We start from the raw sequence: 20,946 nt of genomic DNA on the forward strand, positions 1-20,946 counted from the left end.
GAGCCGGACAACGCGGGGAAGCGGATTGCTCTGGCTCGGGCCGGTCAGTCAGTCGTGATCCGTTTCCCTCAGGCGCGGAACGGCTCGGTGATCCAGTTCCAGGCGACGGCGACACTGTCGGCGGCCGCGCCGAGGCTGGCGATGAGGGCGGTCCACACGGCATTACCGAACGCGGCGATGCGCATCATCGCGGTTGGTTCCGAGCGGGGCGTCTCCTCGATGAACTCGATCGTGGTCTGCAGGTTCGGGTCGTCGACGACGCGGCGGGTCACCACCAGGCGGGCGTCGGGTGCAACGCGGGACTGGTCGGTCTTGGCGACGCGGGTCTCCCCGTCCTGCGGGTCCGTCATGGCGCGCACGACGACGGCGCGGCCATCAGGCAAGAGGTGCGTCTCGTTCTGCGCGACTTCGCTGTCGTAGATGACTTCGCCGTGCTCGTCGATCAGCTCGACCCAAGCGGTCTTGCGGCCGTTGCGCTCGACCTCGCCGACCCAGATCGCGTAGGAGCTCTCACCGTCGGTGCCCTGGGGCGTGCCGAGCGTGACCGCCAGGCGGTCCTCGGGAATGAGGAAAGTCTCGCGGTCGCTCTTCTGGAGGACCGTCTCCGCGGATTCAGCGCGCAGTTCGGATGCGGTCACCGCCGCAGCGATACCGATCGCCGCCGCAATGGCCAGTCCAACATGCGCAGCACCGTGCCGCGAAGTCACACTGCGTGACTTTCCCGCAACGATATTCTTTGCAAGTTCAAACATTCGTCGCCTCCCAAGGCTGGGCGGTCCCGAGTTCTTTGGTCGGTAACCGCCTGAATGTTGCTAAGCTTGAGATTTGGTACTCATCGCCCAAATATTCTAGGCCAAGCGTAGCCAAACGTCTCTCAAACATCCTGACAAAACAGTAACGCGCATCACACCTGTGCGGTTCCCGCGGAAACGTTTTTTTCATACTTTCACAGGACGCGAGGGCAACGCGCTGGAATCGCACGGGTTTCAAACCGGGCGCAAATGCGGCAGGTGCCGGGCGAAAAGATGGCGAGGTTAATCTCACGTTTCCGTGAGTTCAGGCTCGGCGAAGCCTGGGCGGTCTTTCACGTCTGCTGAACAGGCGGATCACGCGCCGGGGCGCGCCTGCGGGCCGGCAAGGCTCGGCAGGCAGACAGTGCGCCCGGAGGCGGTGCGCTCCACCGTGACCTCGACGCCGTAGACCGTGGACAGCGCCTGCGGGGTCAGCGTTTCCTGCGGAGCCCCCTCCGCCAGGACGTTGCCTTCGTGCAACAGCGCCACCCGCGTTCCCACCGCAAAGGCGTGGTCGGGATCGTGGGTCGACAGGATCACCGTCAGTCCGCCGCCGGCAAGCCCGGCGATCTCGGCGAGCACCTTCGCCTGGTTGCCGAAGTCGAGGCTGGCGGTCGGCTCGTCCATGACCAGCAGCGGTGTTTCCTGGGCAAGGGCACGGGCGATCAGCACGAGCTGGCGTTGGCCGCCGGACAGGCGCGTGTAATCCTGCGGGGCGAGGTCGGCGATGCCCAGACGGGCGAGTGCGGCCTGTGCGGCCTCACGGTCGCGAGGCCCCGGCTGGGCGAAGGTGCCGAGCCGGGCGGTGCGGCCCATCAGCACCACCTCCTCCGCCGGGAAGGCGAAGGGGATCGCATGCGCCTGCGGCACATAGGCGATCTTGCGGGCGATCTCCGCGCGCGGCAGCCGGCCAAGCGATGTGCCGTCGAGCAGCACCTCGCCGCCCTGTGAGGGGATGAGGCCGAGCAGCGTCTTGAACAAGGTCGTCTTGCCCGAGCCGTTGGGGCCGAGCAGACACAGGACCTCGCCGGGGCCGGCGGCAAGCGTGATGTCGCGCCCGACGGAGCGGCCGCGATAGCCGGTGGCGAGCGCGCGGGTCGCCAGCCTCATGCCCAGGCCCTCCGCCCGCGCGCCAGCAGCCACAGGAAGAACGGCGCCCCGACGACGGCGGTGAGAATGCCGAGCGGCACTTCCGCGCCCGAGACGGTGCGCGCCAGCGTGTCGACGACCAGCATGTAGGCCGCGCCGAGGAGGGCCGCGACCGGCAGCAGCGTGCCGAAGCCGGGGCCGACCAGCATGCGCGCCACATGCGGGATGACCAGGCCGACCCAGCCGACGACGCCGGCAATGGCAACCGCGCTCGCGGTCACCAGCGTGGCGCAGCAGATCACGGCAAGGCGCAGGCGCCCCGCCTCGATGCCGAGCGAGCGGGCTTCCTCGTCGCCGAGCGACAAAACGTTGATGCGCCAGCGCAGCAGCACCAGGGGCACCAGCCCCAGCAGCACGACGGGCGCGGCCGGCAGGACGTCCTCGGCCTTGATGCCGGCCAGCGAGCCGAGCAGCCAGAAGGTGATGGCCGGCAGCTGGTCGTAAGGATCGGCCAGCACCTTGAGCAGCGAGGTCGCCGCACCGGTCAGCGCGCCGACGACGACGCCGGCCAGCACAAGCACCAGCGTCCGGTCGCCGGTGCGCACGGCCGCGGCGACGAAGCCGACAAGGGCGACGGCGGCAAGCCCGCCGGCAAAGCCCATCAGCTGGATCGCGGCGACGGGCAGCGACAGGAAGATGCCGAGCACCGCGCCGAGCCCGGCGCCGGCCGAGACGCCGAGAATGTCGGGCGAGACCAGCGGATTGCGGAACAGGGTCTGGTAGCAGGCACCGGCCGCGGCAAGGGCGGCGCCGACGAGAAGTGCGGCAGCAACGCGCGGCAGGCGGATCGACAGGAGGACGGTTGCAGCCCGGTCGCCCTCGGCAAGCGTGCCGGTCGCGCCGCGCCACAGCACGGCGAGCGCTTCGCCGGGCGACAGCGGGAAGGGGCCGATCAGCAGGGCCGCAAGCGCCAGCAGCGGCAGCGCGGCGACCAGCAGGGCAACGGCGAGCCCGGACCGGGGCCTCAAGGCGCGCGCCCGTTCGCCCATTCCAGCAGCGTGTCGAGTTCGGCGTCCGACAGCTCGACATGATACCAGAGCCGATAGAAGGCGCGGGTCTCCTCGCGCAGGTCCTTCGTCCAGAGCTCGGGGTAGAAGAGGCCGGCGAGCCATTTCAGGCCCATCATCCGGTTGAGGGAGGGCGGCCGGTCGATCCAGCCGAAGGGCGCGGTCGGCGAAAGGTAGACCCGCCCCTCGCGCACTGCCGTGATGCCGGACCACACCGGGCTCGACCACACGGCTTCGAAGAAGGTGCGGTCCCAGGTGATGATCGTGTCGGGATCGGCAAGGATCACCTGTTCGGGCGAGGCCTGCACCAGCCCGTACTGGCCCGGCGCCTCGGCGACGTTGCGCCCACCGGCCCGCTCGATGATCTCGGTGTTGATCGAGCCCTTCATGCCGGTCTCGAGCCCGTCGGGACCGCGTGCGAGGTAAACGCGCGGACGCTCCGCCTCGGGCACCGCGCCGAGCGCGGCGTCGAGAGCAGCGAAGGTCTCCTCTGCGTCGCGCGCCAGAGCCTCGCCGCGCTCCGGCACGCCGAGCGCCTCACCGACGAGGCGCAGGGAACTCGCGGTCTCGTCGAACCGGCCGTTGATCAGGATATAGGGAATGCCGGTCTGCGCCTGCACCCGGTCGGCAAGGTCGGCATAGGTGTCGCGCACGGAGCCGAAGTCGATGATGAGGTCGGGTTTCAGCGCCAGAACCCGTTCAAGGTTCGCCTCGCCGCCGCGTCCGGTCAGCCGGCCGGTCTCCGGCAGGTCGCGATAGGCCTCGGCGATATAGGGACGCTCCTCGCGGCGCAGCGCCCGGGGCCAGCCGAGCAGCGCTTCGGGCTTCAACGCATAGACGAGGATGGAGGCGGGCGGGCCGGCGGCGAAGACCCGCGAAACCATGTTGGGCACCTCGACGGTGCGGCCGGCGGAATCGACAATGGTTCTTGCCGAGGCAGGCGCGCCCGCGATCAGGACGGCCAGCAGCGCCGCCATCAGGGCCAGGGCAGGGGTAAGGGCGCGGGCAAAGGCAGGGAACCTGGCAGGCTGCGTCATTTCGGGCTCCCCTCTCGTTCGCCCCGGGTCATGCGCCCTCCATCGGGCGATAGCCGCCCGCCCGGTGTCAGTCGAGCGTGCCCGGCGCGTCGAAACCGTAGTCGGCCAGAATCTGCTGACCGGCCGGCGACAGTATATAGAGCGCAAGTTTCCAGGCGTCGCCAGAGGCCCCGTCCATCACCGTCAGGCCGTAATCTGCGCCGACCGCCAGCGTCGACGGCAGCTGCACGATCTTCAGCGCTTCCACTTCGTTGCGGGCGAGCAGCGCGTTGGTGCAATAGGTGAGGAAGATGTCGGCCTTGCCGCTTTCCATCACCCAGCCATAGGGATTGCGCCCTTCGGGGGCCGGCTCGCTGTTCTTGCCGCCGGTCAGTTGCAGTGCCTTGGCCTTGAGCGTTTCGGTGGCGCCCGCCGTCACGGCCTCGGCCTTGTCGAAGGCCTGGAAGGCGTAGTCGCCGGAGGGATCGGCCTTGGGCGTGGAGGTGCCGACGCGGATGTCCTCGCGCAGCATGGTGGCGAGCAGCCCGTCGCTGTCGGTCTCGACGTCGGGCTGGACGAGGGCGCACAGCCGGTTGCGCGCGAACAGGACCACCGGGGCGGCCTTGCCCGCCTCGGCGAGGCGCCGGGGATGGGCCATGTTGGCCGAGGCGAAGACCTCTGCCTTCTCGCCGCCCTCGATCCGCTCGCGCAGCAGGCCCGAGGGACCGAATGCCCGTTCGACTTCGGTGCCGGATGCCTTGGCGAAGGCATCGGCAATGTCGGTCATGGCCGACTTCAGGCTGCCGGCCGCATGCAGATGGACGGGAGCGGTGTCTGCCATGGAGGGCGTGCCGGAAGCGAGGGTGGCGGAAACGGCGAGAACCGTGGCGGCGAGGGTGCGGCGCATATGCAAAGCCTCAGGGCCGGGCCCTGACCGCAAGGGCGGGCCGAGGGAAACGAAGCCGGCGCGGGACGGACCCCGCGCCGGGGATGGGCCGGTTGTGCGGGATCCGCCTCAGCTGCCGGGCTTGGCGTTCGCGAAGAACAGCTGCTGGCCGTCGATCTTGTAGTCGGCGATGACCTGCTGGCCCTCGTCGGAGATCACCCAGTCGACGAACTGCTGGCCGAGATCGGCCTTCACGTTCGGGTGCTTCTCCTTGTTCACCAGGATGATGCCGTACTGGTTGAACATCTTCTCGTCGCCCTCGACGGCGATCTTGTACTCGCCCTTGTTGCCGAAGGAGATCCAGGTGGCGCGGTCGGTCATGATGTAGGCGCCCATGCCGGTGCCGGTGTTGAGTGTCGCGCCCATGCCCGAGCCGGTCTCGCGATACCAGCCGCCCGACGCCGCCTTGACATCGACATCGGCCGCCTTCCACAGGCGCAGCTCGGCCTTGTGGGTGCCGCTGTCGTCGCCGCGCGAGGCGAACGGAGCCTTGGCCTCGGCGATCTTCTTCAGCGCCTCGGTGACATTGCTGGAGCCGGCGACGCCGGCCGGATCGGACGGTGGGCCGACGATGACGAAGTCGTTGTACATGACGTCGAAGCGCTTCACGCCGTCGCCGTCGGCAACGAACTTCTCTTCCGCCGGCTTGGCATGGACGAACAGCACGTCGCCGTCGCCATTGGCCGCGTTCTTGATCGCCTGGCCGGTGCCCACGGCCACGACGCGGACCTCGATGCCGGTCTTCTCCTGGAACTTCGGCAGCATGAACTCGAACAGGCCCGAGTTCTGGGTGGAGGTCGTGGACTGCACCACGATGAACTTCTCTTCCGCATGCAGCGGGGCGGCAAGGCTCGTGGCCAGAAGGCCGGCTGCCGCGAGTGTCAGAAACTGACGACGAAGCATGTTGAAACTCCCTGTATTGTTGGTCAGCTTTGCGCGCCCTGTCCGTCGAGGAAAAGGCGCCCTTCCAGCCACGCTCGGGCGGCTTCGGAACGGGGGGTGGAGAGCACCCGCGAGGCCGGGCCGCTCTCCGCGACCTGGCCGGCATGCAGGAAGACGATGTCGTCTGCCAGCCGCCGGGCCTGGCCTAGGTCATGGGTCACCATCACGACTGTGACGCCGCGCCGGCTGGCGTCGGCGATCAGGCTTTCGATGGCCTGGGTCGAGGCCGGGTCGAGGCTCGCCGTCGGCTCGTCGAGAAACAGAAGCTCGGGATCGCAGGCGAGCGCGCGGGCAAGGGCGAGGCGCTGCTGCTCGCCGCCGGACAGGACGCGCGCCGGGCTGCGGGCGAGGTCGGAAAGCCGTGCCTTGTCCAGCGCCTCGTCGATGCGCGCCTGGCGCGCCGCCCCGCGCAGGCCCCGCACCTTGAGCGCGAAGGCGAGATTGGCCAGCACCGACCGGCGCAGCATGACCGGGCGCTGGAACACCATCGCCTGGGCGCGCCGGGCGCTCTTGTCGAGCGGGCCGCCGCGCCAGGTCATCTGGCCGGCAGAGGGTGCGATCAGCCCGTGCAGAAGCCGCAGCAACAGGCTCTTGCCGGCGCCGTTGGCGCCCATGATCATGGTCTTGCGGCCCTGGCCGATGCGGATGTCGATGCCGTCGATCAGCCGCTTTCCGCCGACCTCCAGCCGCAGGCCGCGCGCGTCCAGCAGGGCGGGCGCCGGGGGCGCTTCGTGCAGCTCCGGGCCGGCTGCGCCGTCCGCGCGTGCCAATGCTCCTGCTTCACGCATAGGCAGCCCTCGCGGCGGAGGCCCGCAGGCCCATGACGGCGGCATTCACCAGCACGGCGATCACCAGCAGCACCACGCCGAGCGCCAGCGCCAGCTCCAGGTTGCCCTTGGAGGTTTCCAGCGCGATCGTCGTGGTCATCACCCGGGTGACGTGGTTGATGTTGCCGCCGACGATGATCACCGCGCCGACCTCCGCGACCGCCCGGCCGAAGCCGGCCAGCGCCACGGTGAGCAGGCTGTAGCGCGCGTCCCACAGCAGCGCACTGACGCGGGTGAAGGGGCCGACGCCGAGCGAGCGGAACTGCTCGGAATATTCGCGGTCGAGATCCTCGATCACCTGGCGGGTGAGGGCGGCGACGATCGGCGTCACCAGGATGGTCTGGGCGATCACCATCGCCGTAGGCGTGTAGAGCAGCCCGAGCGGGCCGAGCGGACCGGAGGCGGACAGCGCCAGATAGACGATGAGGCCGACCACGACCGGCGGCAGGCCCATCAGCGAATTGAGCAGGACGGTTGCGAGAATGCGCCCGGGAAAGCGGAATGCGCCGACGACGGCGCCGAGCGGCAGGCCGATCACGCAGGCGACGATCACCGCGGTGATCGTGACGCGCAAGGACAGTGCGATGATTTCCATCAGGTCCGCGTCGCCCGACAGGATCAGGGCAACCGCGTCGCCCAAAACGGACGCGAAGTTCTGCATGCCTGTGATTTCTCCCTCTTATGGGAAGAAATACACAAAAAGATCGAAAAATCCACTGGCGGGCGACGCCCTATGGCAAATCTCATGATCAAAAATGCGGAGAACGTTGCATTCCCGCGGAATCTTCGGGATGCTGTTGGCCAGTTGCTGTGAGATCGCGCAAGAAAAAAGAAAATAATGCACGAAAATGCACAAAAACGCACAGTTGAGGTGGGTGTGGCGCCGATGGCACCGCAGCAAGGTCGCGTGCGCGACGGGCTGGCGCATGTGCTGGCCGAGGCCTCGGGCGCCTGCGGCGACCTCGGCACGTTCCTTCCCTATGTGGTTCTGGTGCTGGTCGCGGGCCTCGCTGCCCCGGCGCCGGTCTTCGCCGGATTCGCCATCGCCTACCTGATGGTGGCGCTGGTCTATCGCCTGCCCATCGCGGTGCAGCCGATGAAAGCCTTCGGCGTGGCGATCCTGACCGGGACCGTCGCCGGCGTCGAGATCGCCTGGGGCGGGGCGCTGCTCGGCGCGCTGCTGGTCGGTTTCGCCTGCACGCCGTATCTGGTGCGGGCGGCGCGCGCCATCCCGCAGTCGGTAGTGACGGGATTGCAGGCCGGGCTCGGCCTGCTGCTGGGGGCGCTGGCCTTGCGGATGATCGGCGGGCAGTGGTTGCTGGGGGCGGCGGCCGTCGCCGTGCTGGCGCTGAGCTTCGTGCTGCCGCGCGGGCCCTGGGCCCTAATGCTTGTGGTCGCCGCCATCGCGTTCGGCCCGCTGCTGGGCGATGGGCTTGCCGCGCCCGGCCTGACGCTGCTTGCCGCCGGCGGATCGGCGGACGGGGCCGGGCAGACGCCTTCGCTGTTGGATGCGGTGACGTTCGGCGTGCTGCCGCAGCTGCCGCTGACGCTGCTCAACGCGGTCGTCGTGGCCGCAGCCGTCGCGCGTTCGCTGCACGGCGAGGCGGCACGGCATGTGAGCGAGCGCCGGCTCGCGGCAACCTCGGGTCTCTTCAATCTGGTGATGGCGCCGCTCGGCGCCTTGCCCATGTGCCACGGTGCGGGCGGCATTTCCGGCCATCACCGCTTCGGCGCGCGCGGCATGCTCGCTCCGCTGCTGCTGTCGGCGCTGTGTGCGGCCGCCGCGCTGTCGGGCGATGCGGTGGTGGAGCTGCTGGCCCGTATCCCCGCGCCGGTCGCCGGCGCGCTGCTGCTCTATGCTGCCTGGGATCTTGCGTTCAGCCGCCGTCTGTTCGATGCCCGGCCCGATTGTCGCCCGGTGATCGCCGCGACAGCCCTCGGTACGTTCGGCCTCGGCGTGCTCCCCGGCTTTGTCGCAGGCCTTGCGGCCGAGGCGGTGCGGGCGCGCCTGTCCGCGCGGCGGCGCGCCAGCAGGTAAACCGCGCCTGTTCAGCCGTCGCGGCGGGCTTTCACCAAGGCACCGTCGCTGCCTTCCAGCAGCAGGGCGCCGGTCTCGTCGATGCGCCAGCCAGTGAGCTTCGGCAGGGTGTCCAGGAACTTGCGCTCCTGGTTCATCAGGGCCGGGGCGCAGCCCATCATCGTCGAGATCGCGCGCGGGTCGATGGCGATCCGGTCGCCATTGGTGGCAAAGCGGGTGCCGTAGCTGTTGCAGGTGGCGCGCCCGCTGAGCTGGCCGTCGGCGGCGAAGATCAGCGTCACGCGCGAATTGTCGATGATGCCGCTGCTCGAAATGCCCTCCACCACCCATTCGCCGCCCGGCAGGGTATCCAAGCCCGAGGCGATCTCGGGCGCCTCGATCTCCAGCGTGCAGGGCGGCTGCTCCTGTCCGCGCAAGGTGAAGCTCGCCTCCGGTCCCTTGGTCCACAGCACGGTGGTGGCGTCGTCCGCCGCCTCGTAGCGCACGCCGCTGGCGGCCGGCGTCTGCCTGAGAGCCAGCGTCTGACCGCCGAAGTCCAGAACGGCGATCTCGCCCTTGTGCTGCAGGCGGCCCGTCTCGTCGCCGCAGGCAAGGCGTGCCGTGGTCTGGACGGGCAGGCTGCGCACGAGCAGCACGTTGCCGGCCTCGATCTCGACCTTGCCGGTGGCCGCTTGCGGGATCTCGACCGCGATCGGCGCCGACACCCAGCCCGGGCCATCGCCATTGGTGAGTTGCAGGCGCAGGGCATAGCTGGTGCCGGGGACGAGGCTGGCGCCTTCTGCCTTCAGATAGAAGGGGAGCGGCACCTGCCGGCCTTCCAGCTTTTGGCGGTTTTCCGCAAGCAGGCGCACGGAGCCGGCATCGACAGCCGGGTCGAGCGCGCCCATCTCGCGCAGTTCGACCACCAGCTCCGCATCGCTGCCGATGGCGATCCGCTCGCGATAGGCGGCGCTGCCGATGACCTTCGCCGACCAGGTCTCGTCCTGCGCAAGGGCCGGCGTCAGCGCGGTACCGGCAAGGCTCCAGGCGAGAAGGGCTGCTGCGGTTGTTCTTGTCGTTCGTGCCATGCCTGTCCTGCCTTTCCTGCCAGGTCGTTCGCGCATCCTTGTCGCGGTGCGCGCTCGGTTGGATCCTTTCCCGGATTAGCGGCGAAAACGGGGCCGGCACAACCCTTGTCTGCGCATGTCCCTTCAGCGGTGCGAAAACGTATTTCGCCGTCCCTGGACCTGCGTTTCTGTGAAGAGATTCGAAGGCTGTCGCGGCTATTCGATAAATCTTCCCGTCAAATCAGTCCTCTTTTTTCTGTATCGGCAAATTTACCTAGCGTTCATGTCGGCCCGCCAATATCGCCGCAAGGTCACGTCCGCATCTGGAGGAGCGCAATGCGCAGCCGAACGTTCAGCCTCAGCGTCGCTCACAAGATTGGTGCCACGATGGCCCTGTTGATCGGGGTCGCGGTCATCAGCAGTCTTGTCTCCTTCAACGCCACCCAGCGGGTCGGCGAGAACGGCGTCGACCTGGGCGAGGCCGAGGCGCCGCTCGCCGATGCGGCGATGGAGATCAAGCTCTCCGCCACCCATGCCCATCTCCTGTTCGAGGAGATCATGTCCGGCGACCAGGGCGAGAGCGTCGAGGAGGTCTGGCGGCTGATCGACGAAGCCCGGTTCTATGCCCGGGCCATCCTGGAAGGCGGCAGCAACGACGAGGGGACTTTCATCGCGACCACCGATCCGGCGGTCCGCGAGATCGTCGAGGATGTCGCCACCAAGATCGACACGTTCGAGGAGGTCGCACGAGAACGCCATGCCGGCCTTGCCTCCGGGGTTGCGGGGGCGGCCGGGTCGAAGGCCGACGAGATCTTCGACGAAACGTTCGAGAGCTTCATCGCCCGCGCGGACGAGGCCGAGGAGCTGATCCACGATTCGATGGATGTGAGCCTTGCGAAGCTGCGTTCGGAAGCCGAGTGGGCGCGCACCGTCAGTCTCGGCGGTGTCGCCGCGATGATCCTCGTGTTTCTCGCCGGCACCGTCTTCGTGCATCGGGCCGTTGCGATGCGTCTGCGCGATCTCGACCGGCTGGCGCGCGCCTATGCCGATGGGGATACCGAGGCTCCTGCACCGACGTGGCGATCGGGCGACGAACTCGGGCGCCTGTCCGAGGCTCTGGCCCGGTTCCGCGAGGGCGTGATCCACCAGCGACGCCTGGCCGAGGAGGCTGCCGAGCAGGAGCAGCGCCGCGCCGGCGAGCAGCGCGAGCTGGAGCGCCGCACCGCGCAGTCCTTCCACGAGACGACCCGCGCGTTCTTCGATTCCCTGGAAGGGGCGGCCGGCGATCTGATGAAGGCCGTCGACACGCTGGAGACCATGAGCGTGCGCTCGGGCGAGCTTTCGGAGCGCACGACCGCCGCGTCGCGTCACGCTTCGGACAATGTGCAGACCGTGGCGGCCGCCGCGGAGGAGCTGTCCTCCTCGATTTCCGAAATCGCCCGGCAGGTGACCTCCACCACCGAGGTCGTGTCGCGGGCGAGCGACCACGCCAAGCGCACCAACGAGACGGTGTCGCGGCTTGCCGCCGGTGCCAGCAAGATCGGCGAGGTCGTCTCGCTGATCCAGGCGATTGCCGAACAGACCAACCTGCTGGCCCTCAACGCGACCATCGAGGCTGCGCGCGCCGGCGAGGCCGGCAAGGGCTTCGCGGTCGTTGCGGCAGAGGTGAAGGAACTGGCCACGCAGACCTCCAAGGCGACCGAAGAGATCGGGGCGCAGATCGCCGCGATCCAGGGATCGACCGAGGAGGCGGTGGCCGCCATCGGCGAGATCACCCGCACCATGCACGACGTGGACGGCTTCACCGGCTCGATCGCCGAGGCCGTCGACCAGCAGGGGCAGGCCACCGGTGATATCAGCCAGCACGCGCAGCAGGCCTCGACCCGGACCAGCGAGGTTGCGGACACGATGGGCGAGATGTCCTCGGCCATCGGCGAGACCAGCAAGGAGGCGGCGATGGTGCGCGAGCTGTCGCGCACGGTGCATCGCGAGGCCGGCAATCTGAGAAGCTCGGTGCGCGACTTCCTCGCCCGCTTCGACGCGGCATAAGCCGCAGCAGCGGGATTCGAGGGCGACTGTTTCCGATACGTGAACGATACTGTAAGGAAACGGCGGATTGTAATTGCGCGATGTGAAGCGCACATTCCAGGTCACAGACTGCGGGCCCAAAGCCCGCCTTGAGACCTGGAGACAGTCATGTCCGCCACCACCCTCGACATCCGAGCCGGCGCGCAAGCCGACCGTTTCGACATGGCCGCAGCGCCCCTGCGCGTCGGCCTCGTCACGCTGGCCGTGCGCGACAGCGCGCGCGTTGCAGCCTTCTATCGCGACATCCTGGGTCTGGAAGACCTCGGCACGGACGGTGCGGAGGTGCTGCTGGGCGCTGGCGGCGTGCCGCTGCTGCGCCTGCGCGGCGACGCGGAGCTCGAGATTGCGCCGCGCTCCGAGGCGGGCCTGTTCCACACAGCATTCCTGCTGCCGACGCGCGCCGACCTTGGCCGCTGGCTCGCCTTTGCCGCCGCGCGCGGCCTGCGCCTGCAGGGCGCGTCCGACCACAAGGTGAGCGAGGCGATCTATCTCGCCGATCCGGAAGGCAACGGCATCGAGATCTACGCCGACCGCGCCCCGTCCAGATGGACGGATGCGTCGGGCGCCATCGTCATGTCGACGGATCCGCTGGATGCGCCTTCGCTGCTCGCCGCCGCCGAGGGGACGCAGTGGCAGGGTGCGCCCGCCGGCACCATCGTCGGCCATGTGCACCTGCAGGTCGGGGCGACCGACAAGGCCGATGGCTTCTATGCCGGGCTGCTCGGCTTCGACATCGCCGCGCGCTATCCCGGCGCGAGCTTCTACGGTTCGGGCGGTTATCACCACCAGCTGGCCGGCAACATCTGGAACAGCCGGGGCGCGGGACCGCGAAAGGACGGACGCACCGGGTTGGCCGAGCTGGAGATCGTCCTGCGCGACGCCGGCCGGGCCGGGGCCATCGCCGATGCGGCGCGCAAGGCGGGGTTGGAGATGGCCGAGGAGGGGAGCGAGGGCCTCGTCATCGCCGACCCCTGGGGCACGCGCCTGCGCCTGACTGCAGCCTGAGGGCAGGGCGCCGGTCAGGGCCGCTCAGGCCTTGGCTTCCGCGGCCTCCAGCTCTTCCAGAAGCGCGCGCAACAACCCGGCCAGCGCCTCGCGCTCAGCCGGGGCAAGGTGCGCGAGATAGCGCGCCTCGTTCGCCATGTCCGCCCGGAACGCCTCTTCCGCCAGCAAGATCCCGGCCGGCGTCAGCACGACCTCGAGGCTGCGCCCGTCGCTCGCCGATTTCTCGCGCACGACCAGCCCCGCCTTTTCCAGCCTTGCCAGCCGATGGGTCAGCCCGCCCGAGGAGATCATCAGCGTCGAATAGAGCTCCGTCGGTGTAAGCCGATAGGGCGGCCCTGCGCGGCGCAAAGTCGAGATGACGTCGAACTCGCCCCGGTCGAGGCCGAAGCCTGAGAAGGTTCTCTCGATGCTGGCACCGGCCAGCAGCGTCAGCCGCCGCGCGCGGCCGAGGATGGCCATCGGCTCGGTGTCGAGATCCGGCAGTTCCCGCGCCCACTGCGCCCTCAGCCTGTCGACATGATCCGCCATGGCAGTCTCCGCTTCAGTTCCCGGTCCCCGCCGCTGCTCTAACGCGGCTTCAGGTTCGGTCTCTCGATATCAAGATATTTATCTTGACGCAAAGGCAAATCTCCGAAAGTATCTTCACGTCAAGATAAATGCAGGAGGGATTGCCATGATAGCCAGTGCTCACGCCTCGGCCAAAGAGGCCGGGCGGCCCGATATCTCCGTCCGCCGCCACCGCCCGCCGGCTCCGGGCGAAAGCCCGACGGTCCGGTTCGAGGGCAAGGACTACGGCGCGCCGGTGTCCATGTTCGTCACCGACAGTGCGCCGGGAACCGGATCGCAGCTGCATGTCCACCCCTATCGCGAGACCTGGGTGGTGCGGAAAGGCGAGGCGGAGTTCCTGGTCGGCGACGAGCGGCTGCGCGCCTCTGCCGGGGATATCGTCGTTGCGCCGGCCGATGTGCCGCATCGCTATCTCAACGTGGGTACGGATCAGCTGGAGCTGGTCTGCATTCACCCGTCCGATACGATCCGCCAGCGGGATCTTTAGGCAAGGAAGCCAGCTATGTCGTTGTCCGGAAAAACGCCGCCGGTGAAGGGGCCGGCCTCCTACTTCCCCTCCATCGAGAAGACCTACGGCCGGCCCATCGCCGAATGGAAGGCCCTGATCCGTTCGCAGTCCGGTCTCAAGCACATGGAACTGGTGGCCTGGCTGAAGCAAACCCACGGGCTCGGCCATGGTCATGCCAACGCGCTGGTTGCCCATACGCTCGCCGAGGATAAATGAGGGGGAACTTGGCCAGCCCGCGATGCGTTGGCTTGGCAAGAGGGGCTCGCCCCCGAGCACAACGGTTCGTGAACGTTCGAGGCAAAGCTGATGGATTCGTCGACCCTGCCGGCTCTTTTCGGGTTTCTGGCAGCCTGTTTTCTCGCCGCCCTGACCGGGGCGCTGTTCCGCCCCGGCGAATGGTACGAACGCCTTAAGAAGCCGTCCTGGCGCCCGCCCAACAAGCTGTTCGCCCCGGTGTGGACGATGCTCTACGTGATGATCGCGGTGTCCGGCTGGCTGGTCTGGCGCAAGGCGGGCTTTGAAGGCGCGGCCCTGCCGCTCACCGTCTACGGCATCCAGCTGGTGCTCAACGGGGTGTGGACGCCGCTGTTCTTCGGCCTGCACCGCCCGGACCTCGGCATGATCGACATCGTGCTGGTGTGGCTGTCGATTCTCGCGACGATCGTGCTGTTCTGGCCGGTGCACATGCTCGCGGCGCTGCTGCTCGTGCCGTATCTCGCCTGGGTCACCTTCGCCGCGGCGCTGAACTTCTCGATCTGGCAGCTGAACCGCGAGGGGTGAGGCAAACGCAAATTACCGCGCGGCGCGTTGCGTCGTGCGGTGGCGCGATGGTCGGCTATTTGGGGGAAGTTAGAAGAAGAGTGGCTCCCCGGGCCGGATTCGAACCAGCGACCAAGCGGTTAACAGCCGCTTGCTCTACCACTGAGCTACCGGGGATCACCAATCACGCGGGGCAGATGCACCGCGTCGGTGGCAGGCGTATAGCAAACTGCGCCGCCGCTTGCCAAGCCCTTTGTCGCAAAACTTTTCCACAGTCGGGGCGGGGCGCGGCTATCGGGGCTTTTTCGCCTGCGCCGGCAAATACTCCGCAAGGGAAGGCGTGCAAGGCCTTTCCGCCTCGCTGCTGGACGCGGGGCCCTTCGGCAGGCTATGAGTCGTCATCCTCCGGTCCTTTCTGACGGACGAAGTCCGATGAAAGGGGAAAGTCGGAATGCGGTGGGGGAGGACCCAAGTCGGGCTCCCGAATCCGCAGCTGCCCCCGCAACTGTGAGCGGCGAGTCTTTCTGCATGAACCACTGGGCCTTTTGGTCCGGGAAGGGCAGGACAAGGCGACGACCCGCGAGCCAGGAGACGAGCCGGATCATCCGGGCCCCCACGGGGCCCGGCCCGAAACGTCACGCGCCGTCGGGTGGACGGCAGGAGGCCAGAATGTTCCCGTTGAAGGGCGCCCGCCGCTTCAGCTCTCCCGGCATATCCAGCCGCGGGGAGACCTGCGCGTGAGCCATGCTCCCGCATCCAATACCTTGCCTGCCCCGGCTCGTGTCGTGGCCCGCACCGTGCTGGTGACGGGCGGCGCGCGCTCGGGCAAGAGCCTTTATGCCGAAGGGCTGGTGAGCGCAGCGCAGCGCGAGCGCATCTATGTCGCCACCTGCACACCCTTCGATGACGAGATGCGCCAGCGCGTCGACCGCCACCGTCACCAGCGGGGCGAGGGCTGGCGCACCATCGAGGAGCCGCGCGACCTTGCCGGTGTCATCGCCGCCGAAAGCACGGCCCAAAGCGCCATCCTCGTCGATTGCCTGACGCTGTGGCTCAGCAACCTGATTTTCGCCGAGGCCGATCCGGAAGTGGAAACGGTCCGGCTTGCCGAGGCGCTGCGCTCAGCGCCCGGTCCCGTCGTTCTCGTCACGAACGAGGTCGGCTCGGGCATCGTTCCCGACAATGCGCTCGCCCGCCGCTTTCGCGACGAGCAGGGGCGCCTCAATCGCCGCATCGCGGAACTCGCCGATGTCGCGGTGCTTGTCGCCGCCGGCCTGCCGCTCGTTCTCAAGCCGTCCCACCTTCAGCCGGAGATTCGCCTATGACCGCATCCACGCCCCGCACCGCCGGCAAGATCCCGGCCACCATCGTCACCGGCTTCCTGGGGGCCGGCAAAACGACGCTGCTCTCCAACCTCCTGCGCGAGGCGAAGGGCAAGCGCATCGCGCTCATCGTCAACGAATTCGGCGACATGGGCTTCGACGGCTCGCTGGTCGACGGCTGCGCCGATCCGGACTGCGCGGCGGAAGAGGTGGTGGAGCTGACCAACGGCTGCATCTGCTGCACCGTCGCCGACGACTTCCTCCCCACCATGGAAATGCTGATCGCCCGCGATGAGGCGCCGGACCACATTGTCATCGAGACCTCGGGCCTTGCCCTGCCGCAGCCGCTGGTGCGCGCCTTCTCCTGGCCGAGCGTCAAGACCCGCGTGACGGTCGACGCGGTGGTGACGGTGGTGGACGTTGCGGCCGTCGCCGAAGGTCGCGTGACGGGCGACGAGGTGGCGCTGGCTGCGCAGCGCGCCGCCGACGAGGCGCTGGACCACGACAGCCCGGTGGAGGAACTGTTCGAGGACCAGCTCGTCTGCGCCGATCTCGTGGTGCTGAACAAGGCCGACCTCGTCGACGCGGCGACGCTGGAGCGCGTGCGCGCCGAGGTTGCCGGCCGCGTCCGCGCGGCGGTGGAGATCGTCGCGGCGGAAAAGGGCATGCTTGCCGCAGACGTGCTGCTCGGCCGCGCCAGTGCCGCGGAAGAGGACATGCACGGCCGCGAGAGCCATCACGAGCATCACCACCACGACGACCATGACCATGATCACGACGATCACGATCACGACCATGACCACGATCACCACCACCACCATCATCACGACCACGACGACTTCGTCAGCCATGTGGTCGAGCTCGCCCCGCTCGCCTCTCTGAAGGACCTGGAAGCGCGCGTTGCCGCCGCCATGGCGGTGCCGGGCGTCCTGCGCATCAAGGGGGCGGTCGGCATCGAGGGCAAGGCGGCGCCTGCCATGGTGCAGGCGGTCGGCCCGCGCGTCGAAGCGTGGTTCGCGCGCGATGCACGCGGTCCCGGCCGCGTCGTGGTGATCGGCCTTGCCGGCTTCGACCTTGCCCGTGTCGAGGGCCTGCTCGCCAGCGCGCTCGCGGCCTGATCCGGACGACAGGCTAGGCGCAGGGCAGGAGACGGCATGCATATTCTCGCAGGACGCAGCGGACGCATCGACCAGGGCGACGAGGCGGTTGATCTCGGCCAGTCGCCGGCCGATGTCGTCGTGCTGTCGGCAGCCGATACGGAACTCGCCTCGCTAGCTGCCGTGGCGGCGGGCGGCGGGGCGGAGCAGCCGAGCCTGCGTCTTGCCAACCTGATGGCCCTGTCGCACCCCTATTCGGTCGACATGTATGCCGAGCAGACGGTGGCGGGCTCGCGGCTCGTCGTGCTGCGTCTGCTCGGCGGAGCGGAATACTGGCCCTATGGCGTCGAGCGGCTGACCGAGGCGGCGCGCGGCCACGGCCTGCACCTGGCGGTGATGCCGGGCGACGACCGCTGGGACGCGGATCTTGCCGCCCGCTCCACGCTGCCCGTCGACGAGGTGATGCGCCTGTGGCGCTACCTCGCCGAAGGCGGGGCGGAGAATCTCGGCAACTTCCTGCGCTACGCCGCGCATCTGCTGGACGGGGCGGAGGAGCCCGATCCGCCGCGCCCGCTGCCGCGCGCCGGCCTGCTGCTGCCCGGCCGGGCACGCCCGACGCTGGCCGACCTGCGGGCGACCTGGGCCGATCCTGCCGCCCCCGTTGCCGCCATCGTCTTCTACAAGGCCTTGATGCAGAGCGCTGCGACCGCGCCGGTCGAGGCCCTGTGCGAAGCGCTGGCGGGCGAGGGCATCAACCCGCTGCCGATCTTCGTCTCTTCGCTGAAGGAGGCCGAATCCGCCTCCGTGCTGGCCGCGCTCTTTGCCGAGGCGCCACCCGCCGTGGTGCTAAACGCGACAGCCTTCGCCGTCTCGAAGGCCGGCGAGGCCCACAGCGAAACGCCGCTCGACGCACCGGGCGTGCCCGTGCTGCAGGTGGTGTTCTCCTCGTCCTCGGAAGAGGGGTGGCGCGATGCAGACCAGGGCCTGTCGATCCGCGACCTTGCCATGCATGTGGTGATGCCGGAGGTGGACGGGCGCATTCTCACCCGCGCGGTCTCTTTCAAGGAGCAGGCGCCGCACGATCCGCTGACCCAGTCCGCGACCATGCGTTTCGTGCCGAAACCCGACCGGGTGGCCTTCGTCGCCGCCCAGGCCGCGCGGATCGCCCGCCTTGCCGCCACCCCGGCGGCGGAGCGCAAGGTGGCGCTGATCCTTGCCAACTATCCCAACAAGGACGGGCGCCTGGCCAATGGCGTCGGCCTCGACACGCCGGCCTCCTGCGCCCTGCTGTTGCAGCGGCTGGCCGCCGAGGGCTACCGCATCGACGGCGCGCCGGAGGGCTCTGCCGAGCTGATGGCGCGGATCAGCGACGGCCCGACCAACGACATCGCCGCCCGCCGCGTGCGCCATGGCGGCGCTGAGCTGCCGCTCGCTGACTATGCCGCCGCCTTCGCCCGGCTGCCGCAGGCGGTGCGCGAGGCAGTCACCGCGCGCTGGGGGGAGCCGCAAGACGATCCGCATGTGGAGGAGGGGGCGTTCCGCCTCGCCGTGACGCGCTTCGGCAATGCGGTCGTCGGCATCCAGCCGGCGCGCGGCTACAACATCGATCCCAAGGCGACCTATCACGACCCGGATCTCGTCCCGCCGCACCACTATTTCGCGTTCTACATCTGGCTGCGCGAGGCATTCGGTGTCCACGCCGTGGTGCATCTGGGCAAGCACGGAAACCTCGAATGGCTGCCGGGCAAGGCGCTGGCGCTGTCGGAAGACTGTTTCCCCGAAGCCGTGCTGGGGCCGCTGCCCAACATCTATCCCTTCATCGTCAACGACCCGGGCGAGGGCGCGCAGGCCAAGCGCCGCACCTCCGCCGTCATCGTCGATCATCTGACGCCGCCGCTGGCGCGGGCCGAAAGTCATGGCGTCGCCGCCGAGCTGGAGGTGCTGCTCGACGAGTATTACCTGGCGCAGGGCGTCGACCCGCGCCGGCTGAAGGCGCTGACCCGCGACATTCTCGAGGCGGCGGAACGACACGGTCTCGACCGCGACATCGGCCTGACCAGCGAGATGGACGAGGAGACGCGGCTCGCGCGGCTCGACGCGCATCTGTGCGACCTGAAGGAGCTGCAGATCCGCGACGGGCTGCATGTTCTGGGCGCTGCACCTGGCGGCGATCTGCTGACCGCGCTGCTCGTCGCACTGGTGCGGGTGCCGCGCGGGGAAGGGCCGGCGAATGAGGGCATCACCCGGGCGCTCGCCTGCGATCTCGGGCTGGAGGGCTTCGATCCGCTCGCCTGCGCCTACGAACTGCCCTTCGACGGGCCGCGCCCGCCGTTGCTTGAAGAGGTGGCAAGCAGCCCCTGGCGCAGCTGCGGCGACACGGTGGAGCGGCTGGAACTGCTGGCAGCCCGGCTGGCGGAGCAGGGATCTGCGCCGGACGGCTTTGCCGCTACCGCCGCGGTGCTGGAAGAGATCGAGACCCGCATCCGCCCGGCCGTCACCGCCTCGGGCGAGGCGGAAACCGCCGGCGTTCTTGCCGGTCTTGCCGGACGCTTCGTGCCGCCGGGGCCGTCCGGAGCGCCGACGCGCGGGCGCCCCGATGTACTGCCGACGGGCCGCAACTTCTACTCCGTCGATGTGCGCGCCGTGCCGACCGAGACCTCCTGGCGCATCGGCGCGGCCAGCGCCGAGCGGCTGGTCGAGCGGCATTTCCAGGACGAGGGCGAGTATCCGGCCGCCGTCGTGCTGACCTGCTGGGGCACGGCCAACATGCGCACCGGCGGCGACGACATCGCCCAGGCGCTGGCGCTGATCGGCGCCCGGCCGAAATGGGAGGCGGGCTCGGGCCGCGTCACCGGTTTCGACATCCTGTCGCTGGCCGAGCTCGGCCGGCCGCGCGTCGACGTCACGCTGCGGATTTCCGGCTTCTTCCGCGATGCCTTCCCGCATCAGGTCGACCTGTTCCAGTCGGCGGTCGCCGCCATCGCCAAGCTGGAGGAGCCGGAGGACGCCAACCCGCTCGCCGCGCGCGCCCGCAAGGAAGCCGCCCGGCTGGAGGCGGACGGCCTTGCCCCGGAAAAGGCCCGCCGGCAGGCGCTCTACCGGGTCTTCGGCTCGAAGCCCGGAGCCTATGGCGCCGGCCTGCAGGCGCTGATCGACGAGCGGATCTGGGATGCCCGCGCGGACTTTGCCGACGCGTTCCTCGCCTGGGGCTCCTACGCCTATGGTGGCGGGGCGAAGGGCGAGGGCGCCCGCGCCAGCCTGACCGCGCGCCTGTCGCAGGTCGACGCGGTGCTGCACAACCAGGACAACCGCGAGCACGACCTGCTCGACAGCGACGACTACTACCAGTTCGAGGGCGGGCTCGCCGCGACGGTGGAAACGCTGAAGGGCACGGCGCCGAAGATCTATCACAACGACCACTCGCGCCCCGAGCGCCCGGTGATCCGCACCCTGTCGGAGGAGATCGGCCGGGTGGTGCGGGGGCGCGCCGCCAATCCGAAGTGGATCGCCGGCGTCATGCGCCACGGCTACAAGGGCGCGTTCGAGATCGCCGCGACGGTGGATTATCTCTTCGCCTTTGCCGCCACCACCAATGCGGTGGGCGACCATCACTTCGACCAGCTCTATGATGCCTATCTGGACGACGGCGAAGTCCGCGCCTTTCTGGAGAAGGCCAATCCGAAGGCGCTGGAGGAAATCGAGGCGCGCTTCCGCGAGGCGGTCGAGCGCGATCTGTGGCGGCCGCGGCGCAATTCGGTGCGCGCGGCCTTGAACATCGAAAGCCCGCAGGGGGAAACTCCGCACGGGCAGGAAAGGGAGACGACCTCGTGAGCGACAA

General features: G+C 68.9%; 19 protein-coding genes, 1 tRNA gene and 1 riboswitch. Of the genes, 9 read left to right on the forward strand and 11 right to left on the reverse strand.

The window, feature by feature from the left end; translation table 11 throughout:
• Positions 1 to 68: 68 nt before the first annotated feature.
• The 8 genes from H7H34_RS08140 to H7H34_RS08175 form a co-directional block, all read right to left on the reverse strand.
• A complete protein-coding gene (locus tag H7H34_RS08140) occupies positions 69 to 752 on the reverse strand; it encodes a single stranded DNA-binding domain-containing protein (RefSeq protein ID WP_209006180.1) in 684 nt (227 codons plus the stop codon).
• 354 nt (positions 753 to 1,106) lie between these two features.
• The gene (locus H7H34_RS08145) at positions 1,107 to 1,901 is read right to left on the reverse strand and encodes an ABC transporter ATP-binding protein (protein WP_120270824.1); all 795 of its coding nucleotides are present in this window, start codon (positions 1,899 to 1,901) and stop codon (positions 1,107 to 1,109) included.
• Positions 1,898 to 2,929, reverse strand: a complete 1,032-nt coding sequence (locus H7H34_RS08150) for a FecCD family ABC transporter permease (protein WP_185924867.1) — start codon at positions 2,927 to 2,929, stop codon at positions 1,898 to 1,900. Before H7H34_RS08150 ends, H7H34_RS08145 begins: the two co-directional genes overlap by 4 nt.
• Positions 2,905 to 3,984, reverse strand: a complete 1,080-nt coding sequence (locus H7H34_RS08155) for an iron ABC transporter substrate-binding protein (protein ID WP_209006181.1) — start codon at positions 3,982 to 3,984, stop codon at positions 2,905 to 2,907. The genes H7H34_RS08150 and H7H34_RS08155 overlap by 25 nt, the downstream gene beginning before the upstream one ends.
• Before the next feature lie 67 nt (positions 3,985 to 4,051).
• The gene (locus H7H34_RS08160) at positions 4,052 to 4,870 is read right to left on the reverse strand and encodes a molybdate ABC transporter substrate-binding protein (RefSeq protein ID WP_185924868.1); all 819 of its coding nucleotides are present in this window, start codon (positions 4,868 to 4,870) and stop codon (positions 4,052 to 4,054) included.
• Between the two features lie 108 nt (positions 4,871 to 4,978).
• Complete coding sequence (locus H7H34_RS08165; RefSeq protein WP_120270827.1) at positions 4,979 to 5,812, reverse strand: ABC transporter substrate-binding protein; 834 nt, start codon at positions 5,810 to 5,812, stop codon at positions 4,979 to 4,981.
• Between the two features lie 23 nt (positions 5,813 to 5,835).
• Positions 5,836 to 6,639: an ATP-binding cassette domain-containing protein gene (locus H7H34_RS08170; RefSeq protein WP_185924869.1), complete on the reverse strand. Its 804-nt coding sequence runs from the start codon at positions 6,637 to 6,639 to the stop codon at positions 5,836 to 5,838.
• Positions 6,632 to 7,339, reverse strand: coding sequence for an ABC transporter permease (locus H7H34_RS08175; protein ID WP_120270829.1), 708 nt, complete (start codon positions 7,337 to 7,339; stop codon positions 6,632 to 6,634). The genes H7H34_RS08170 and H7H34_RS08175 overlap by 8 nt, the downstream gene beginning before the upstream one ends.
• Before the next feature lie 225 nt (positions 7,340 to 7,564).
• Between H7H34_RS08175 and H7H34_RS08180 the strand changes: the two genes are divergently transcribed.
• Positions 7,565 to 8,716 carry a putative sulfate/molybdate transporter gene (locus tag H7H34_RS08180; protein ID WP_185924870.1) on the forward strand — a complete coding sequence of 384 codons (1,152 nt, stop codon included), beginning with the start codon at positions 7,565 to 7,567 and terminating at the stop codon, positions 8,714 to 8,716.
• Between the two features lie 11 nt (positions 8,717 to 8,727).
• Here H7H34_RS08180 and H7H34_RS08185 read toward each other — a convergent pair whose 3' ends face one another.
• Positions 8,728 to 9,783: an META domain-containing protein gene (locus H7H34_RS08185; RefSeq protein ID WP_185924871.1), complete on the reverse strand. Its 1,056-nt coding sequence runs from the start codon at positions 9,781 to 9,783 to the stop codon at positions 8,728 to 8,730.
• A gap of 315 nt (positions 9,784 to 10,098) precedes the next feature.
• Here H7H34_RS08185 and H7H34_RS08190 point away from each other — a divergent pair, with 315 nt between their 5' ends.
• Positions 10,099 to 11,811 carry a methyl-accepting chemotaxis protein gene (locus H7H34_RS08190; RefSeq protein WP_120270832.1) on the forward strand — a complete coding sequence of 571 codons (1,713 nt, stop codon included), beginning with the start codon at positions 10,099 to 10,101 and terminating at the stop codon, positions 11,809 to 11,811.
• A gap of 147 nt (positions 11,812 to 11,958) precedes the next feature.
• Positions 11,959 to 12,855, forward strand: a complete 897-nt coding sequence (locus tag H7H34_RS08195) for a VOC family protein (RefSeq protein ID WP_185924872.1) — start codon at positions 11,959 to 11,961, stop codon at positions 12,853 to 12,855.
• A 24-nt stretch (positions 12,856 to 12,879) separates the two neighbouring features.
• On the opposite strand, the gene H7H34_RS08200 is transcribed toward H7H34_RS08195, so the two are convergent.
• Positions 12,880 to 13,383, reverse strand: coding sequence for a MarR family winged helix-turn-helix transcriptional regulator (locus H7H34_RS08200; protein ID WP_185924873.1), 504 nt, complete (start codon positions 13,381 to 13,383; stop codon positions 12,880 to 12,882).
• A 145-nt stretch (positions 13,384 to 13,528) separates the two neighbouring features.
• Between H7H34_RS08200 and H7H34_RS08205 the strand changes: the two genes are divergently transcribed.
• From H7H34_RS08205 to H7H34_RS08215, 3 genes are all read left to right on the forward strand, one after another.
• On the forward strand, positions 13,529 to 13,909 hold the full coding sequence (locus H7H34_RS08205; RefSeq protein ID WP_185924874.1) for a cupin domain-containing protein: 381 nt from the start codon (positions 13,529 to 13,531) through the stop codon (positions 13,907 to 13,909).
• A 15-nt stretch (positions 13,910 to 13,924) separates the two neighbouring features.
• Positions 13,925 to 14,146 (forward strand): DUF4287 domain-containing protein, encoded by a 222-nt coding sequence (locus H7H34_RS08210; RefSeq protein WP_120270836.1) that lies wholly within the window; start codon positions 13,925 to 13,927, stop codon positions 14,144 to 14,146.
• Between the two features lie 90 nt (positions 14,147 to 14,236).
• A complete protein-coding gene (locus tag H7H34_RS08215; protein WP_185924875.1) occupies positions 14,237 to 14,710 on the forward strand; it encodes a TspO/MBR family protein in 474 nt (157 codons plus the stop codon).
• A gap of 81 nt (positions 14,711 to 14,791) precedes the next feature.
• On the opposite strand, the gene H7H34_RS08220 is transcribed toward H7H34_RS08215, so the two are convergent.
• A tRNA-Asn gene (locus tag H7H34_RS08220) sits at positions 14,792 to 14,866 on the reverse strand.
• Positions 14,867 to 15,078: 212 nt separating this feature from the next.
• A riboswitch (cobalamin riboswitch) is annotated at positions 15,079 to 15,304 on the forward strand.
• A gap of 122 nt (positions 15,305 to 15,426) precedes the next feature.
• Here H7H34_RS08220 and cobU point away from each other — a divergent pair.
• The 3 genes from cobU to cobN are packed head-to-tail and all read left to right on the forward strand — an operon-like array spanning position 15,427 to position 20,939.
• Positions 15,427 to 16,014 (forward strand): bifunctional adenosylcobinamide kinase/adenosylcobinamide-phosphate guanylyltransferase, encoded by a 588-nt coding sequence (cobU, locus tag H7H34_RS08225; RefSeq protein ID WP_371811369.1) that lies wholly within the window; start codon positions 15,427 to 15,429, stop codon positions 16,012 to 16,014.
• Entirely contained in the window at positions 16,011 to 17,129 is a 1,119-nt protein-coding gene (cobW, locus tag H7H34_RS08230; RefSeq protein ID WP_185924876.1) for a cobalamin biosynthesis protein CobW, read from the forward strand. The genes cobU and cobW overlap by 4 nt, the downstream gene beginning before the upstream one ends.
• Before the next feature lie 36 nt (positions 17,130 to 17,165).
• Positions 17,166 to 20,939 (forward strand): cobaltochelatase subunit CobN, encoded by a 3,774-nt coding sequence (cobN, locus tag H7H34_RS08235; RefSeq protein ID WP_185924877.1) that lies wholly within the window; start codon positions 17,166 to 17,168, stop codon positions 20,937 to 20,939.
• Positions 20,940 to 20,946: the final 7 nt, after the last annotated feature.

The sequence above is a fragment of the Stappia sp. 28M-7 genome (assembly GCF_014252955.1).
GTDB lineage: Bacteria > Pseudomonadota > Alphaproteobacteria > Rhizobiales > Stappiaceae > Stappia.